The following is a 16,334-nucleotide window of genomic DNA, read 5'->3' on the forward strand; positions in this document are numbered from 1 at the left end:
CCACAAGGGGCCCTACGGGCGTCTGCGGAGACGTGCAATGAAGAAGCCGTCGCTGCCGTAATGATGCGGAAGCAGCTGCGCTTGTCCGTCAAAAGAACGGTCGACAACGCCTTTCTCGCGTAGGGGCGCGAGAGCTTCCTCCGGCCATTCCGCGTCAAGCTGGAATTCGGGATGCTCCTTCAGGAAAGCCGCCACCTGTTCTTCGTTCTCCGCGCTTTCGATCGTGCAGGTGCTGTACACCAGCGTTCCGCCAGGCTTAACCAGCCCTGCAACAGCCCCGAGCAGCCTGCGCTGAATCGCCGCGATCTCGGCGACATCGCCCGCTGTTTTGGTCCATTTGATTTCCGGCTTGCGGCGGATAACGCCAAATCCCGAGCATGGCGCATCCAGCAGCACCGCATCCATCGAAGCCATAGCAAACCGCTCGCCGAGCTTGCCGGCGTCTTCGGTAATCGCCTCGATATTTTGAAGGCCGAGACGTACCGCCTGATCGACAATAAGCTGGCGCTTATGCGGATGAAGGTCGTTGGCGTAGACCTTGCCTTTGCCGCCCATTAGCTCCGCCATATGGGTTGTTTTCCCGCCCGGCGCAGCGCAGCAATCCAGCACCTGCATGCCTGCCTTAGGCGCGACCACTTCGGCGACCAGCATGGAGCTTTCGTCCTGCATTGTCCAGAGGCCGTCGCGGAAGCCTTCCGTATCGGCAAGATTGCCCCCGCGCCGCACCACGATACCGGCAGGCGCAAGTCTTGAAGCCTCGGCATCGCCGCCCTGTTCGGTCAACAGGCTCAGCACCTCGTTTCGCGATGAGCGGAGCGGATTGACGCGAACGCTGGCATGCGGCGGCTCATTGCCCGAAGCGCAGATCGCTTCGGCCGTTTCCGCGCCGTACGCTTTGACCCAGCGTTCAACCAGCCACTCCGGATAAGAATGCCTGACGGAGATCCGCACCACGGGATTCTTGTCCACGATGGCGTCAACCGTCAGCTCCGCACGGTTCCGGTCAATGCTGCGAAGAATGCCGTTCACCATTCCTGAAATTCCTTGATGTCCTCTGCGCTTTGCAATGGTAACCGCCTCGTTCACCGCAGCATGGGCCGGAATACGGTCAAGATACAGCAATTGATAAGCGCTCATGCGCAATAGCTGATGCACCCAAGGCTCCAGCTTGCGCAGCCCTTTGGACGCGAATTTGCCAAGCCAATGATCCAATGTCAGCTGGCGCTGAATCGTTCCGTATACCAGCTCGGTTACAAGAGCAGCGTCCGCGCGCTGCAGCTGTGCATCCTGAAGGACACGGTTGAGCTGCAGGTTGCTGTACGCACCGGTCTCCGCCACCTTCACCAGCGTATCAAGCGCAAGCTCGCGCGGCGTACGGACGCGTGCCGGACGCTGTTCCTTGCGCCCCTCCGGTCCGGGTCCACGGCCTTGGCCTTTTCCGCCTGGCTTCCGCTTTGGCTGCGGTTTTAAAGATTCCCGTTCGCTCATGCCTCGCCACCGCCAAATACGGCGCCGGAAGACAATCTTGCACCCGGCAGCCAGTCCGCAATCGTCATAACCCGCTTGCCTGCAGGCTGCACTTCAAGCAGGCGAAGCAGCCCGTCACCGGTCTGCACGTCAATGCCGGAGGTGCTTGCCGCAACCACGGTACCCGGAGCAGCTGTTCCGTTGCCCGCCTTGCCGTCAGGCTTCGCGCATGCCCATACTTTAAACACTTCGCCGTTCAGGTATGTAAAAGCGCCCGCCATCGGAGACAATCCGCGTACCTGGTTGTAAATGCTGCGCGCCGGCTTGCTCCAGTCGATCCGCTCGTCCTCGCGCGTTAAGTTTGGCGCGTACGTAGCCAGTTCGTTATCCTGGGGCTCGGCCTTCAGTTCGCCTGCGATCAGAGCGGGAAGCGTCCGTCCCAGCAATTCGGCGCCGGCAGCGCTCAGCTTCTCGAACAAAGTACCCGAAGTATCCTCATCCGTAATCGGAACTTCAACCTTGCTGATCATATCGCCGGTATCGAGTCCTTCCGCCATGTACATAATCGTTACGCCGGTTACCGTCTCGCCGTTAATAATCGAGCGCTGGATCGGAGCGCCGCCGCGGTAGCGCGGCAGCAGCGAGCCATGCACGTTGATGCAGCCAAGACGCGGGATGTCAAGCAGCGCCTTCGGCAAAATTTGCCCGTAAGCGGCCGTGACAATCAGATCCGGCTGAAGCTCGGCAATGGCCGCAACCGCTTCGGGGCTGCGCATCCTCTCGGGCTGAAGAACCGGCAGGCCAAGCGCAAGAGCCGCTTCCTTCAGAGGAGGCGGCGTCAATACGCGTTTGCGTCCTTTCGGGCGGTCCGGCTGCGACACGGCAGCGACTACGTCATAGCCCTGCTCGATCAAAAGCCGCAGAGAAGGAACGGCGAATTCCGGCGTTCCCATAAATACGATACGCATTCCTTTACTCGCCGCCTTTTCTTTGTCTTGCCGTAATGTCGTATACATTTTGCGCAATATCCGTGAACAGAATGCCATTCAGGTGATCAATCTCATGCTGGAACGCAACCGCAAGGAAGCCGCTTGCCTCCACCGTAAACGGATTGCCTTCCCCGTCCTGCCCGTTTACGACGATGCGCTCGTAACGTTTCACGTCGCCGTTCAGGTTAGGGATGCTGAGGCAGCCTTCCGGACCAACCTGCTCGCCTTCTTTTTCAACGATAACGGGATTAACCATCGAGATGAGACCGGTCTCGTCGCCGATATCCACAACGATGACGCGCTTCGAGATGCCGATCTGCGGAGCCGCAAGCCCAACGCCGTCCGCGTCATACATGGTCTCTGCCATATCCTTCAGAAGCTTCTGAAGATTGGAGTTGAATTTCGTTACTTCCTTTGCCGTCTCGCGGAGCACCGGATCGGGTTCTTTCACAATAATACGAATGGCCATGGCCGTTACCTTCCTTTACAATCGTTATCTATTTATAAAATGACTTGTGGGTCGACATCGATGCTGAACTGCGCCTGCTTTGCCGGCGAGCCCTCCACAAAAGGCGCCATTGCATGCCTTAGCAGCGCGGGTACGTCGATGTTTCCACGATATTTTATCACACATTGAAAACGGTAGCGATCTTTCATTCTGGAAATGGGCGATGCGACGGGCCCAAGAATATCCATTGCCCTCGGCAGACCGCCTTCAAGCGGGCCAAGAACCCCCTCATCCGCCGCTAATTCCCTAAGCCGCTCGGCAAACTGTTCGCTGACCGAAGACAGCAGAGGCAGCTGCTCATGCGACATCGTCACCAGAACCAGCCTGCAAAAAGGCGGATAGCCCATTACGCTCCGGTGCTTCAGCTCTTCCCGCACAAATGCGGCGTAATCATGATGCTGGGCGGTAAGGATAGCGTAATGCTCGGGAGAATACGTCTGGATGATAACCTCCCCGGGAAGATGATGGCGCCCGGCGCGCCCGGCTACCTGCGTCAGCAACTGGAACGTCCGCTCCGCCGAACGGAAGTCCGGCAGATTGAGCGACGTATCCGCGGCTATTACGCCAACCAGCGTAACGTACGGAAAATCGAGCCCCTTCGCGACCATCTGCGTGCCCAGCAGCACATCGGCTTTCCGCTCGCCGAATTGCTTCAGCAGCTTCTCGTGGGAATGCTTCTCGGAGGTTGTATCCACATCCATCCGGATTACCCGGATTCCCGGGAACAGCTTCGCCAGCTCTTCCTCTACCCGCTGCGTCCCTGTCCCGAAATAGCGGATATGCTCGCTGCTGCAGGACGGGCATTCCTTCGGAGCCAGCTCGGCATGCCCGCAATAATGACAGCGCAGCGCCCGCGATTTCTGATGATAAGTGAGCGATATGTCGCAATGCGGGCAAGCAGCCGTATACCCGCAGGAGCGGCACATCACAAATGTGGAGTAGCCCCGCCGGTTAAGCAAAAGCACCGACTGCTCGCCGCGTTCAAGTCTGTCGGCAAGCGCGGCATGCAGCTTCCGGCTGAACATCGACCGGTTGCCGTCCTGCAGCTCGCCGCGCATGTCAATGACTTGCACAGGCGGCATCGGACGGCTGCCGACCCGCTCCGGCATCGGCAGCAGCGCCGATTCCTTGCCGGGCGCAGGCTGCCGACTGGCGGCCGCGAACGATTCCAGCGACGGCGTCGCGGAGCCAAGCACAACCGCTGCACCATGCTGCCGAGCCCGCCTTACCGCGACATCCCGCGCATGGTATTTCGGGCTCTCCTCCTGCTTGTAAGAGGATTCATGCTCTTCATCAATAATAATAAGCCCAATCCGTTCAAAAGGTGCAAAGATCGCCGAGCGCGCCCCGATAGCGACCTGGACGCGGCGGCTCCGGATTTTGCGCCATTCGTCATAACGCTCGCCGTTGGACAGCCGGCTGTGCAGCACGGCTACGGCTTCGCCGAAGCGTCCCTTGAACCGCTCCACCATCTGCGGCGTAAGCGAAATCTCCGGCACCAGCACGATCGCTTGCTTCCCTAACTCCAGACAATGCTGGATCGACTGCATATAGACCTCGGTCTTGCCGCTTCCCGTGACGCCGTGAAGCAGCAACACCTGCGGTTCGCCGCGGCTTACCGTGCCGGCAATCCGCTCATACACGTCCTGCTGGCCCGGCATAAGCGGCAGCGGCTGCGTCCGCTGGAAATCCCGTCCGGCGTACGGATCCCGTTCCTGCTCGACCTCATGAAGGCCAAGCAGGCCTTTATCCGCAAGCGCCCGGACGCTGGCGGGCGAACCGCCTGCTTCCGCCAGCAGCGCCTGCAGCGTCATTGCCTCCCCTCGCTCCAGCATAAAAGCGAGCAGCTCCCGCTGCTTCCCGGCCCGGGCCGGGAAGCTCTCCAGCGCTTCGCGCGCCGCAGCTTCATCATCCGGCGGGAATACGGTCAGTACCTTGCGGATCGCCAGACGGTCGCGAATCGAAGTCTGCTCCTGCAGCAGCCCATCGCGGAGCGCTTCCTTTATCGCCGCCGAGTGCTCCGGATACCGCTGCTGCAGCGTCTCCAGCTTAAGCTGCTTCTGCCTGCCGATCCACGTCAGCATCTCCTCCGGCAGCAGCGCCGTCAGGCCATAGTCGTCCGCCGTATAATCCGGATCATCGTTCAGGCTGATATAGCGTTCCGCTTTCCCTTTCAGCGCGGCCGGAATCATAGCCTGCAGCGCTGTCGTCCAAGAGCAGCAATATTTGTCGCTCATCCATTTGGCCAACTCGATCAGATCGGGCAGCAGCGGCGGAACCGGATCAAGCAGCTCGGATACGGCCTTAAGCTTCATGGGATCCACATCCGCCGTCTCCGCGAGCTCAATGACAAAACCTTGGAGCACCCTGGGGCCAAAAGGAACGCCTACCCGGCTGCCGACCTCAATCCAGTTCTCCATGCCGGGCGGTACTTTATAATCAAACGGCCGGTTCGTCTGGCGGCTCGGCACGTCCACGATCACTTTGGCAATCATTCTTCGCCCCGACCTCCGCCTTGGGCCGCTACCTCCGTAAGGCGCTGTGCCGCAATCGTCAGAATGCGTTGAGCCGTCTCGCGCTTGGACAGCAGCGGCATCGCCTCGATTAATCCGCTTGGACCGTACAGCTGTACGATGTTCGTGTCCCCATTGAAGCCTGCGCCTTCCTGGCTGACGTCGTTGCCCACGATCAGATCGGCATTTTTGCGTTTCAGCTTGTCCATGGCGTATTTCTCCAGATGCTCCGTCTCCGCCGCGAATCCGATCAAAAGCTGATGCGTCTTCCGCTCGCCAAGCGTCTGCAAAATATCCGTCGTTTTCTCCAGCTCAAGCGTTAAGGTTTCCCCGGACTTCTTAATCTTCTGGCCGTGTCTGGTCACCGGACGGTAATCCGCCACGGCTGCGGATTTAACCACGATATCCGATTCTTCGAACCGTTCCAGCACGGTATCAAGCATCTGCTGCGCCGATTCTACCCGAATCACTTTCACGCCAGCCGGCGGATCAACGGATGTTCTGCCCGCGATAACCGTAACCTCGGCCCCCATCACCTTGGCGGCCTCCGCGATGGCAAAGCCCATTTTGCCGGAAGAATCGTTCGTTAAATAACGGACCGGATCAAGGCGCTCCATCGTGCCTCCCGCCGTTACCAGCACGCGCTTGCCCGCAAGCGTTCCGTGCTCCTTCGCTTTCAGCAGGGAATGAACCGCTATGACGATATCCTCCGGCTCCGCAAGACGGCCTTTGGCTACGTAGCCGCAAGCAAGCTGCCCCGTTCCCGGCTCCACAAACATCACGCCGCGGGATGCCAGCAGCTCCAGATTGCGGATAACCGCCGGATGCTCATACATATGCACGTTCATGGCCGGAGCGATCAAAACCGGACTTGTCGCGGCGAGCAGCGTAGTGCTCAGCATATCGTCGGCTAGACCGTTAGCCGCTTTTCCTATAATATTCGCGGTTGCCGGCGCAATTACGACCAGATCGGCACGGTCCGCCAAGTCAATGTGCGTAACGACCGAAGGGTCCTTCTCGTCGAACGTATCGATGTGCACAGGATGGCGGGACAAGGTCTGCAGCGTCAGCGGCGTAATAAACTTGGTAGCCGACTCCGTCATAATGATATGAACCTCGGCCCCCGCCTGCACAAGCTTGCTGCAAAGAGCCGCGCCTTTATAGGCTGCAATGCCGCCAGAAATGCCTAGTATTATCGTTTTCCCTCTCAACATACTGTTTCCCCCGATTTATGCTGTTAATCTATGTATTGACCGTTTAGGTGAGACCCATTCGCGCTTTTTCCTATCATACCATAGGTCATCCCAATTTGTAGCCTGCACCGTTCCCAGATGGAGGAATGGAAATCTTCTATTCAAATCCGTATACTAGAGAGTAGCTATTATTTTTTTCTAATCCTAACAGAGGTGAGAGCAACTCCATGGACGAACTGAAACGAGCTTACGAAACGATGGGTCTTCCTGAAAACGCTTCGAAAGAAGAGGTCGATAAGCGTTACACCACCTTAATGCGACAAGCTCGGGCGAGACAAAGAGAGAACCCGGAAGGAACCGACCAGGCTGACTTTGAAGAAGTCACGCGCGCTTACCGGTATATTCTGGACGAGGACAACCGAAAAGCCAATGAAGCATTCAACCGGCAAGAATACGGCAAGTACAAGAAAATGGCCGGCTCCGCGGAGAAAGTAGACCATTTCTGGCGCTACTACAAGTTCCACGTGTTTGGCGGCATCATTGCCCTCATTCTTGTTATCGTCGGCATTAACAGCTATCTGGATCATCGGGCTGAGCAGGAACGTCTTGCCAAGCTTCCGCCGGTGGACCTGTCCATCATGTTCCTTGGCGAGTATTACATGAGCGACAGCACGGGCAAGCAGACCGAAGAAGCCGATATCGAAGAAGCGCTCATTAAGCAGTTCCCGGAATTCAAGCGTTTTAAAGTCAACTTCACGTATGTACCGCTGGATGCGAAGGATCAAATGGACATTGCCTCCCAGCAAAAAGCCATGGTCGTACTCGCGACGGAACGCCCGGACATCTATATTACGGATACGGCTGCGTTTAACTGGGTTGGCCCGCAAGGCGCGTTTATGAATCTCGATTCGCAGACGGCTATCACCAAGCTGCTTAAGCCGGAGGACAGCTTTAAGCAAAAAACGGAAGAAGATCCAACCGAGCATACGTATGGCGTAAAAATTTCAGGCAGCCCGATCATCGGAAATATTCCGATGCAAGCCAAGGACAATTATATCGCCAGCGTTCGCGAAGGCTCCAAAAATACCGAAAAAGCGCTTCAGTTCATCGAGAAATTCCTCGAGACCAAACAATAGGATATGTAAAAGCAGCAGGTTCCCGGAGTGGGAGCCTGCTGCTTTTATATGGCAAGAAACCGGTTGACCCGATTTACCCAATCCCCTTGCTCGTCGGCGAGAAGAGTCGTCCAGCCGCGCAGCTCGGGTTCCTTGAAGTTTTTCGCTTGATCGTCAACAAACAAGATGGGCGCCTTTGATTCGAAATGCTGCTCAACCCGTTCGTAAATTGGTGCATCCGGCTTACAACAGCCGGCTGCACTGGAGATCGTGATGCTGCGCAAATATGGACGCAGCGGGTCAACGATCGGCTCCAGCCATTCCAAGCGGTGGTTGCTGAGCAGATGGATATTGGCATGCTCGCTCCAGCGCGGAATTTGGTCCGCGGCAGGCAGCGGCGTAATCTGGGACAACAGCTGTATTCTGGCTTCATCCCTGTCGATTGCCGGAAACCGGCTGCAAATCTCGTACCAGAATTGATCTTCGGATATAACGCCCGTCCACAAACTCACGCGAATCTCTTGTTTGAATTGGGCCAGCTTGTCGTAAGGCAGCCCATACTGCCGTACAAGCTCCTGCCAAAACCGCGGTGAAAAATTCGCCGCAATCACGCCTGCCGCGTCTAGTACGAGCTCCGGTTTCAATTTCACAGGCAGCGCCTCCTCCTCACGGATAATCTCATTGCTTTCTCCTACTAATTCAAGCCAGTTCAGTCTTTTCCTGCTCTATAGCCATACTTGAAACGCTTTTCGAGGAACATCGTAAAGCGTTCGCTGCATGAGCCTAATCCGTTGGCCAGGCTTAACGATGTGTCACATCTCCAAGGAGTCTCTAAGGAGGGAAAAAGAGAGACTTAACGATGCGCCGCATCGTTAAGCAATGTAAAAATTAGCCGGAAACGAAAAAAATGGCTGATTGGGCGCTCCTTAACGATAAGGCACATCGCTAAGGACTCTCCAAAGTGTGAAAAGAAGAGGCTTAACGATGCCCCGCATCGTTAAGCCTTGTAAAAATCGCCGGGATCGCCGGGATCGTAGTAATGATTGATTTGGTGTCCCTAAACGAGGTGACTACCGTTGCAAAAAAACCTCAAGCTCTAATCCGGCGCAGAAACGCCAGCCCATGCTTGAGGGCATGCACAAATTCAACCGATCAGCAAAGCATGGACTACGCCGGGTCCGTGCACGCCGATCGTCAGATCATTCTCGATATCGGCCGAACGGCTTGGTCCGGAAATAAAATGAATCCCGGCCGGCAGTTGCTCTCGACCCGCTTCATCGAAACGGATCAGGATCTCGCCTAGCCGCGTCTTCAAACGCTCCAGCGGGATCAGAACAAACAATACGGTCGGCAGCAAGCTCACCGAGCGGCCTTTATCCTTCGAGGATAACACGGTTACGGAGCCGGTATAAGCGGCTGCATAGTCGGCGATTACAATACCGAAGTCCGATTCCGCCGCGCGCGCTCTCCAGTTCTCCTCCACCTCGCTGTTCCATACGCGGACTTCCGCCCCGGACGCGGCAAGCGTCTCCTCGAGGCCAAGCCCGTTTAACTCCGGCTGATTTTGCCGGATGACGTATTTGGCGCTAAGCGCTTCCGCTTTCTCCGCGATAAACCGCTTAGCCGCCTCCATGTCGGCAAGCCGCTCTACATGCCCGCCGGCTGCCTTGAAGTTCGCCTCGAACCGGTCCATGCGTTCCTCAAGCGGCCATTCGAAAGCTTGCCAGAAATCCGGCGCCCCGCGGAACGGATGCTCCGGCGCCGAAGTCACCCGGGGACGTCTCAGCTTCTGGGCGATCCCGTTCATGAACGCCTCCTGCTTCCGCTTCGACTCTTCCGCCAGCTGCTTCAGCCATTCCTCATGGGAATCCGCCTGCTTAGCCATGACCGTTGCCTCCCTTGCTGTCTCTGCCTTTCACAATGGCTTCCATCCGGCTGCGCACGTCGGGAGCAACTTCCTTCAACCCATGTCGCAGCTCCTGCTCAAGCGTCCCCCACTGGTCGCGGAACGATTTCTTCGGCAGGCTTGGCGTTACCCGGTACGTATTCCAGCCTTTAAGCGGGCCTAGCTTCAGACGAATTCCTCCGTCCCTTTCGACAAGCTTTTGCCCCAGCTTGCCCAGCTTCACAAGTCCGGCATAACGCTTCGAGCTGCCCATGACGGCGGCAAAGCCCTTCATCCCGACTGATTCCGCCGCATTGCCATGCCCTTGCTCCTGCTTGCGCCGGCGCAAATAAATCAGCATCTCGTGAAGCGGAATTTTGACCGGACAGGCCTCGTAGCAGGCCCCGCACAAGCTTGAAGCGTTGGCGATATCATCCCACTCCGCTACGTTTTTCTGCAAAGCAGGCGTCAGCACGGCACCGATAGGACCGCTGTAAGTACCGCCGTATGCGTGTCCGCCGATGTGACGGTATACCGGACAAGCGTTTAGACAAGCGCCGCAGCGGATACAGTTCAGGAGCTCCTGGAACTCCGGGTCGCCCAGCTGCAGGGATCGTCCGTTATCGACGATAATAATATGCATTTCATCCGGTCCGTCCGCGTCAACTTCGCGTCTTGGACCGGTAATGCCGGACATGTAAACCGTCAGCTTCTGTCCTGTCGCCGACCGCGGCAGCAGAGTAGCCATAACCTCCAGATCCGCCCAGGACGGAATAATCCGTTCCATCCCCATCAGCGTAATCTGCGTCTTCGGAACGGTTGTGACCATCCGCGCGTTTCCTTCGTTCTCGAAAAGCACCATCGAGCCGGTCTCGGCAATCGCGAAATTGCAGCCGGTCATCCCGATATCCGCCTCCAGAAACTTCTCCCGAAGCTTTTTGCGCACGAAGCCTGCAAGAATGGACGTATCCGGAGCTAGCGTCTCCCCCGCTTCCCGGGACAAAAGATCAGCCACCTGATAACGGTTCTTGTGAATAGCCGGGATAATGATATGGGAAGGTGTCTCGCCGGCCAGCTGAATGATATATTCGCCAAGATCCGTTTCAATGGCCTCAACGCCAATGGACTCAAGCTCATGATTCAAATGCAGCTCTTCCGTAACCATCGATTTCGATTTTACAACCGACTTCGCCTGCTTGCGCTGCGCAATCTCGAGAGACAGCTTTACCGCTTCCGCAGACGTTTCGGCAAAATGCACGTGTACGCCGTTAGCGCGCGCCTGATTCGCAAACATATTCAAGTAGTAATCCAAATGAGCGATCGTATGAAGCCGGATTTGCCGTCCGCGCTCCCGCCAGTCATCCCAATTGCCATGCTCTGCGGAAGCTTGTTTCTTGCCGTTCCGAAGCCGTTCCGTCGTGAACTTGACCGCTTTGCGCAGAAACTCGTCGTTCAGCGCCAGCTCCGCGCGTTCTTTTACCGTTGATGCATTTCCAGCCGTACTCATGCCTGCTTCACCCCTTCATACAAGAGCTCTGCCAAATGCATCACCTTTACCGGCTGATTGCGGTACCGCAGGTTGCCGGCAATATTCATCAGGCAAGCCAGATCGAGTCCTACCAGTACTTCAGCTTCCGTCTCCAGCACATGATCCACCTTTTCTGTTACCATCGCGCCGGAAATATCGGCCATCTTTACCGCAAACGTGCCGCCAAAGCCGCAGCAGTCCTCCGCAAAAGGAAGCGGAACGAGCTCAAGCCCCTGCACATGGCGCATAAGCTCCATCGGCTCCTCTTTAATGCCAAGCAGCCTGCTGCCGTGACAGGAAGGATGGTACGTCACTTTGTGCGGGAACACCGCGCCAACGTCTTTTACGCCAAGCACTTGAACAAGAAATTGCGTGAATTCGTAGGATTTGCGTTGAAGCTTTACTGCCCGCTCATGCATAACCGGATCCGCTTCAAACAGCTTGGGATAGTGATGAACCATGCCCGTGCACGAGCCGGAAGGCGAAATCACGAAGTCCGAATCCTCGAACGCATCCAGAATCGTCTTTGCGCTCTCCCGCGCTTCTTTCCAATAACCGCTGTTGAAGGCGGGTTGGCCGCAGCAGGTTTGCACCGTTGGAAAATGCAGCTGAATTCCGTACTTGGCCAGCAGTCTGACCATCGCCTCGCCCACTCGGGGATATATCGTGTCGCTAAGACAGGTGATAAATAATGAGACCTTCACCTCGTCACCTCACAAACGTATCGATTCGTTAAACCATCGTAACCGGTATTGAACGCTCGGATAGTCCGGCTGCGGCTTCCTGGGAAAGCCGGCGGTCCGTAATAATGGCGTCAACCTCCGCCAGATCGCCTACATGAGTAAACGCCTGAACGCCGAACTTGCTGGAATCCGCAAGCAGGATGACCTGCTCCGCAATGCCGAGCATTTTATGCTTAATGCGTGCCTGGAGCTCATTCGATTCGCTGATGCCGCGCTCCAGATGCACGCCCTTGCAGGATAAAAACAGCTTGTTTACATGATAGGATTCGAGTGAGCGTTCCGCGAGCGGCCCTACATAAGATAAAGAACGCGAAGCCAAAATGCCGCCGGTCGAGATCACTTCAATCTTCTCCTTATTGCTTAGGGCGACGGCAACTTTAATCGAATTGGTCAAAACCGTGAGCGGAATATCCGGCAGGATCGATGCCATATACCATGCCGTGGAACTGGCGTCCAGCAAAATCCGGTCGTTCGGCTTGATCAGCTTGACCGCTTCTTCCGCAATACGTCGTTTCTCGTCTGCATGCATAATTTCCCGTTCCGCTACCGGAGTTTCCGGCTGCGTATCCTTCACGCTGACCGCGCCGCCATGCGAGCGGCGAAGCCGTCCCGCCTGTTCCAGGCGGTCCAGATCGCGGCGGATCGTCTCCTCCGTGACCTGACAAAGCTCGCTCAGCTCCGATACCCGGATGCTGCCCCGCTCATTCACCAATCGAACTATCGTTTCGTACCTTTCCGCAACCAGCATAGCCTGCCTACCTCTTTCTCTTTCTTCTCAATTTTTCCATACCTATCGATATTTTAAGGCCAAGCTATTTATTATACAACGAAGGATCGGAACCAGAAGGACAATATGCCGGGTTAACAGGAATCCCATAACTTGCGAGCCATTTTGTTTTCCCTCCGATTAGATTTGTTTTTGTTTGTTTATATGTTATCATGTTTGTTTATTTTTGAAAACTGTTACTTCAAACAAAAACGGGCATGGCCGGAAACGAAAAAACAAAAAAAGGATGGAGCTGATCAGCTCCATCCTTTTTTCAATCAATCTTATTGTTGTTGTTTGTCCGCTGTTTGTTCGACTTGCACGATGTCGTGGAAAATTTCTTCCAGTGCAACGCCAACAAATTTGCGGGATTTCGGGTTGCGAAGCTCGGATTTTTCACCGTTGCGCAGCATGCGTGCGCGTCTGGAAGCCGCAACTACAAGCGAATATTTGCTGTCTACTTTTTTCACCATTTCATCAATCGATGGATACAACATTGTTCTTCACCTCTCGCTCAGACTTTCTCGATAGCAGCTGACAGCTCTCCCAGATGGGAATAATACCGGTCTCTCCGGCAATGCTCAGCCGTAATAATACTTTGAATACGATGGCACGCGGCGTCGATCTCATCGTTAACAACCGCATAATCATAATGACGGATCAGATTCATTTCTTCTACCGCTACCGTCATCCGGTTATTGATTGTATCCTGGGTTTCCGTTCCCCTGCCCGTAATACGGGACTTCAGCTCATCAAGCGAAGGAGGCAACAGGAAGACAAATACGCCTTCCGGGAACTTCTCTTTCACTTTTAATGCGCCTTGTACTTCAATCTCCAGAATAACATCTTTGCCGCTTGCAAGCGTACTCTCCACGAAATCGCGAGGAGTACCATAGCAATTACCAACATATTCGGCATGCTCGAGGAGTGCGTCTTTTGCAATCATCTCCTTGAACTGCTCTTTCGTCTTGAAGAAATAATTAATGCCATCGATTTCGCCTTGTCTCGGCTTCCGCGTCGTGGCCGATACGGAATAAACAAGCTCAGGCACCTTTTGGCGAAGGACGGAACACACGGTTCCTTTACCTACGCCTGAAGGTCCGGACAATACAATCAACAATCCCTTATCCATATTACTCCCCGTATTATTCGTCGTTATCGTCATCCTTGGTCGACAAGCGATGAGCAACCGTCTCCGGCTGCACCGCCGATAAAATGACATGGTCGCTGTCCGTAATGATAACAGCGCGCGTGCGTCTTCCGTAAGTCGCGTCAATCAGCATGTGTCTGTCGCGTGCTTCTTGAATAATCCGTTTAATTGGTGCCGACTCCGGACTAACAATTGAAATAATGCGATTGGCCGAAACAATATTGCCGAAGCCGATATTAATAAGTTTAATAGCCAAGTCAGGTTCCCCCTCCGGTCTTCCTCGTGCAACTCCCGTATAAATCATATATTAGTATAAATGTATTGGACCCTGATGAATTGCTCCACCCTGCCAAATAACGACAGAACCATTGCACTATTGTTGACGAAAAAAGTCCGGAGCATACGTTCCGCGCCGCGCCTCCATGCCTGTTCCCGCTATTCCGGGGACACTGCCTGTCCCGGGAAAGATGCAGCCGGTCAAAAAGGCAGCCCGATCCATTATTATATAGTTTAAAGGATTTTGGAGAAACGAACAAGAGAAAACAAGAGAAATTGCGAAAACGGACTATTTTATCGTTTTTTCATCCCTGTCTTCGTCCATACATAGTCCGTCAGTTCCACCGCCATCTCGTAGAACATAAACGGCGTCATGAAGTAAATGCCCTTGAAATGACGGATTGCGGTATCCAGCAGCTCTTGGGAGATTCGAACGCCTTCCGCGCGCCCCACCGCACCTTCGAGTCCCGCCATCCGTTTCCGCACTTCATCGGATAATTGGATGCCCGGAACCTCGTTATGCAGGTATTCGGCATTGCGCCCGCTCGCAAGCGGCATAATGCCGAGAAACAACGGAACGGATAAATGCTTTGTCGCATCCGCGATTTTCTCGATCAGAGACGGATCGTAGACCGGCTGGGTCATAATATAATCCGCTCCGGAAGCGATCTTTTTCTCCAGCCGCTGCACCGCCTTGTCCAGATGCTTGACGTTTGGATTAAACGCCGCGCCAACGACAAAGTTGGCCTTCTGCTTCAGCGGCTTGCCGGAGAAGGCGATGCCGTCGTTAAGCTGCTTGGTCATCCGGATCATTTCGAAGGAGGTCAGGTCGTACACCGAACTGGAATCCGGCAAATCGCCGAAACGCGCCGGATCGCCGGTAACCGCCAGCACATGGTCGATTCCGAGTGCGTCCAGCCCCATCAGATGCGACTGCGTTCCGATCAGATTGCGGTCCCTGCAGGCGATATGAACGAGCGGACGCAAGCCGATCCGGTCCTTCACCAGCGCGGCAAGCGCCAGGTTGCTCATACGGGTCACCGCCAGCGAGTTGTCCGCCATCGTAATGGCATCCGCTCCGCAGGCTTTGATGGCAGCTGCGCCGGCCATAAATTTCGTGATATCCAGATCGCGCGGAGGATCCAGCTCAACGATAACCGTATGCCTTACTTTTACGGTGTCCACCAGCGATGGTTCCGAAATAATCGGCGTGTCCGCCCGCTCCCCGGAAGCATTTTTCACCACTTCGGCAGGTTCCGCCCCGATTACGATAACCTCCGCCTCCGGGGAGTCGGCAATCGCAACGGCTGTTGCACCGCTTAGCGGAACATAATCCTTCAATGCTTTCGCCATGGCCGCAATATGCTCCGGCGTTGTTCCGCAGCATCCGCCGATAATCCGCGCGCCGCGGTCCGCGAATTGCAGAGCGGTCTCGGCAAAATACTCCGGTCCGGCCGAATACTTGTATTTACCGTCAACGTAATCTGGAATACCCGCGTTGGGGAAGATGGACAGCGGCAGCTCTACCGGTCCGCTTATCGACTCGACTGCCCGCATGATTCCGTTCGGGCCGCTCCGGCAGTTGAAACCGACGACATCCGCTCCCTCATCCTTCAATAAAGTAAAAGCATCCAGCAAGCCGGTACCGTCCTGCGTGCGTCCGACATCCTGAACGGCAAACTGGCAAATGACAGGCAGCTGGGTTAGCTTGCGGGCAAGTCCCAGTGCCAGGCGCATTTCGTCAAAATCATAAAACGTTTCAAACAGAATTCCGTCCACGCCTTCGGCAAGCAAAGCGTCGAGCTGACGCTCAAACGCTAGGCTGACTTCGAATGTCCGCACATCCTTCAGCTTGCCCGCGCGGATCGAGCCAACAGCGCCAACCACGTAGGCATCCTCGCCTGCTGCTGCTTTAGCAATCCGCACCCCGGCGCGGTTAATCGCTTCCATATCCGGCTCCAGGCCGTATTTGGACAGCTTGACCAGATTGGCCGAGAAGGTATTGGTCTCGATTACGCGCGCCCCTGCCTCATAGTACCGGCGGTGGACGCCTTCAATGACATCCGGGCGGGTCATATTCAATTCTTCGTAAGAAACGCCGACAGGGAACCCCATCTGATACAGATAGGTTCCCATCGCGCCGTCCCCGGTCAAGATACGCTGCTTAAGCTTCGTTCTTAAATCGGGCTTCATATTCATTT

General features: G+C 55.5%; 15 protein-coding genes. 1 reads left to right on the forward strand and 14 read right to left on the reverse strand.

The window, feature by feature from the left end; all coding sequences use genetic code 11:
* Positions 1-12: 12 nt before the first annotated feature.
* The 5 genes from rsmB to coaBC are packed head-to-tail and all read right to left on the reverse strand — an operon-like array spanning position 13 to position 6,691.
* The gene (gene rsmB / locus CFI03_RS13905) at positions 13-1,488 is read right to left on the reverse strand and encodes a 16S rRNA (cytosine(967)-C(5))-methyltransferase RsmB (RefSeq protein WP_248757685.1); all 1,476 of its coding nucleotides are present in this window, start codon (positions 1,486-1,488) and stop codon (positions 13-15) included.
* Positions 1,485-2,435: a methionyl-tRNA formyltransferase gene (fmt, locus tag CFI03_RS13910; RefSeq protein WP_201001131.1), complete on the reverse strand. Its 951-nt coding sequence runs from the start codon at positions 2,433-2,435 to the stop codon at positions 1,485-1,487. The genes rsmB and fmt overlap by 4 nt, the downstream gene beginning before the upstream one ends.
* Positions 2,436-2,439: 4 nt before the next feature.
* Positions 2,440-2,925 carry a peptide deformylase gene (gene def / locus CFI03_RS13915; protein WP_127493429.1) on the reverse strand — a complete coding sequence of 162 codons (486 nt, stop codon included), beginning with the start codon at positions 2,923-2,925 and terminating at the stop codon, positions 2,440-2,442.
* Between the two features lie 32 nt (positions 2,926-2,957).
* Positions 2,958-5,459 carry a primosomal protein N' gene (gene priA, locus CFI03_RS13920; RefSeq protein ID WP_248757686.1) on the reverse strand — a complete coding sequence of 834 codons (2,502 nt, stop codon included), beginning with the start codon at positions 5,457-5,459 and terminating at the stop codon, positions 2,958-2,960.
* Complete coding sequence (coaBC, locus tag CFI03_RS13925; RefSeq protein ID WP_248757687.1) at positions 5,456-6,691, reverse strand: bifunctional phosphopantothenoylcysteine decarboxylase/phosphopantothenate--cysteine ligase CoaBC; 1,236 nt, start codon at positions 6,689-6,691, stop codon at positions 5,456-5,458. The genes priA and coaBC overlap by 4 nt, the downstream gene beginning before the upstream one ends.
* 206 nt (positions 6,692-6,897) lie before the next feature.
* Here coaBC and CFI03_RS13930 point away from each other — a divergent pair, with 206 nt between their 5' ends.
* The gene (locus CFI03_RS13930) at positions 6,898-7,806 is read left to right on the forward strand and encodes a DnaJ domain-containing protein (protein ID WP_248757688.1); all 909 of its coding nucleotides are present in this window, start codon (positions 6,898-6,900) and stop codon (positions 7,804-7,806) included.
* Positions 7,807-7,850: 44 nt separating this feature from the next.
* Here CFI03_RS13930 and CFI03_RS13935 read toward each other — a convergent pair whose 3' ends face one another.
* The 9 genes from CFI03_RS13935 to CFI03_RS13975 all read right to left on the reverse strand — a co-directional run bounded on the left by CFI03_RS13935 (position 7,851) and on the right by CFI03_RS13975 (position 16,326).
* Positions 7,851-8,435 (reverse strand): HAD family hydrolase, encoded by a 585-nt coding sequence (locus CFI03_RS13935; protein WP_248757689.1) that lies wholly within the window; start codon positions 8,433-8,435, stop codon positions 7,851-7,853.
* A gap of 494 nt (positions 8,436-8,929) precedes the next feature.
* Entirely contained in the window at positions 8,930-9,670 is a 741-nt protein-coding gene (locus CFI03_RS13940; RefSeq protein WP_248757690.1) for a LutC/YkgG family protein, read from the reverse strand.
* Positions 9,663-11,177: a LutB/LldF family L-lactate oxidation iron-sulfur protein gene (locus CFI03_RS13945; RefSeq protein WP_248757691.1), complete on the reverse strand. Its 1,515-nt coding sequence runs from the start codon at positions 11,175-11,177 to the stop codon at positions 9,663-9,665. The genes CFI03_RS13940 and CFI03_RS13945 overlap by 8 nt, the downstream gene beginning before the upstream one ends.
* Positions 11,174-11,902 carry a (Fe-S)-binding protein gene (locus CFI03_RS13950; RefSeq protein WP_201001149.1) on the reverse strand — a complete coding sequence of 243 codons (729 nt, stop codon included), beginning with the start codon at positions 11,900-11,902 and terminating at the stop codon, positions 11,174-11,176. The genes CFI03_RS13945 and CFI03_RS13950 overlap by 4 nt, the downstream gene beginning before the upstream one ends.
* Positions 11,903-11,930: 28 nt before the next feature.
* On the reverse strand, positions 11,931-12,689 hold the full coding sequence (locus tag CFI03_RS13955) for a DeoR/GlpR family DNA-binding transcription regulator (protein WP_127493446.1): 759 nt from the start codon (positions 12,687-12,689) through the stop codon (positions 11,931-11,933).
* Positions 12,690-12,991: 302 nt separating this feature from the next.
* A complete protein-coding gene (gene rpoZ, locus CFI03_RS13960) occupies positions 12,992-13,204 on the reverse strand; it encodes a DNA-directed RNA polymerase subunit omega (RefSeq protein ID WP_127493448.1) in 213 nt (70 codons plus the stop codon).
* 17 nt (positions 13,205-13,221) lie between these two features.
* A complete protein-coding gene (gmk, locus tag CFI03_RS13965) occupies positions 13,222-13,839 on the reverse strand; it encodes a guanylate kinase (RefSeq protein WP_015845336.1) in 618 nt (205 codons plus the stop codon).
* 13 nt (positions 13,840-13,852) lie between these two features.
* Positions 13,853-14,113, reverse strand: a complete 261-nt coding sequence (gene remA / locus CFI03_RS13970; RefSeq protein ID WP_005548256.1) for an extracellular matrix/biofilm regulator RemA — start codon at positions 14,111-14,113, stop codon at positions 13,853-13,855.
* Positions 14,114-14,427: 314 nt separating this feature from the next.
* Positions 14,428-16,326: a bifunctional homocysteine S-methyltransferase/methylenetetrahydrofolate reductase gene (locus tag CFI03_RS13975; RefSeq protein ID WP_248757692.1), complete on the reverse strand. Its 1,899-nt coding sequence runs from the start codon at positions 16,324-16,326 to the stop codon at positions 14,428-14,430.
* Positions 16,327-16,334 lie beyond the last annotated feature (8 nt).

Origin of the sequence: Paenibacillus sp. ATY16, assembly GCF_003399985.2 — a bacterium.
GTDB lineage: Bacteria > Bacillota > Bacilli > Paenibacillales > Paenibacillaceae > Pristimantibacillus > Pristimantibacillus glycanilyticus.

Bases quoted from the DNA above. Each gene is read 5' to 3' on its own strand.
- rsmB (WP_248757685.1), bottom strand. From the start codon at position 1,488: ATGAGCGAACGGGAATCTTTAAAACCGCAGCCAAAGCGGAAGCCAGGC.
- fmt (WP_201001131.1), bottom strand. From the start codon at position 2,435: ATGCGTATCGTATTTATGGGAACGCCGGAATTCGCCGTTCCTTCTCTG.
- def (WP_127493429.1), bottom strand. From the start codon at position 2,925: ATGGCCATTCGTATTATTGTGAAAGAACCCGATCCGGTGCTCCGCGAG.
- priA (WP_248757686.1), bottom strand. From the start codon at position 5,459: ATGATTGCCAAAGTGATCGTGGACGTGCCGAGCCGCCAGACGAACCGG.
- coaBC (WP_248757687.1), bottom strand. From the start codon at position 6,691: ATGTTGAGAGGGAAAACGATAATACTAGGCATTTCTGGCGGCATTGCA.
- CFI03_RS13930 (WP_248757688.1), top strand. From the start codon at position 6,898: ATGGACGAACTGAAACGAGCTTACGAAACGATGGGTCTTCCTGAAAAC.
- CFI03_RS13940 (WP_248757690.1), bottom strand. From the start codon at position 9,670: ATGGCTAAGCAGGCGGATTCCCATGAGGAATGGCTGAAGCAGCTGGCG.
- CFI03_RS13945 (WP_248757691.1), bottom strand. From the start codon at position 11,177: ATGAGTACGGCTGGAAATGCATCAACGGTAAAAGAACGCGCGGAGCTG.
- CFI03_RS13955 (WP_127493446.1), bottom strand. From the start codon at position 12,689: ATGCTGGTTGCGGAAAGGTACGAAACGATAGTTCGATTGGTGAATGAG.
- rpoZ (WP_127493448.1), bottom strand. From the start codon at position 13,204: ATGTTGTATCCATCGATTGATGAAATGGTGAAAAAAGTAGACAGCAAA.
- gmk (WP_015845336.1), bottom strand. From the start codon at position 13,839: ATGGATAAGGGATTGTTGATTGTATTGTCCGGACCTTCAGGCGTAGGT.
- CFI03_RS13975 (WP_248757692.1), bottom strand. From the start codon at position 16,326: ATGAAGCCCGATTTAAGAACGAAGCTTAAGCAGCGTATCTTGACCGGG.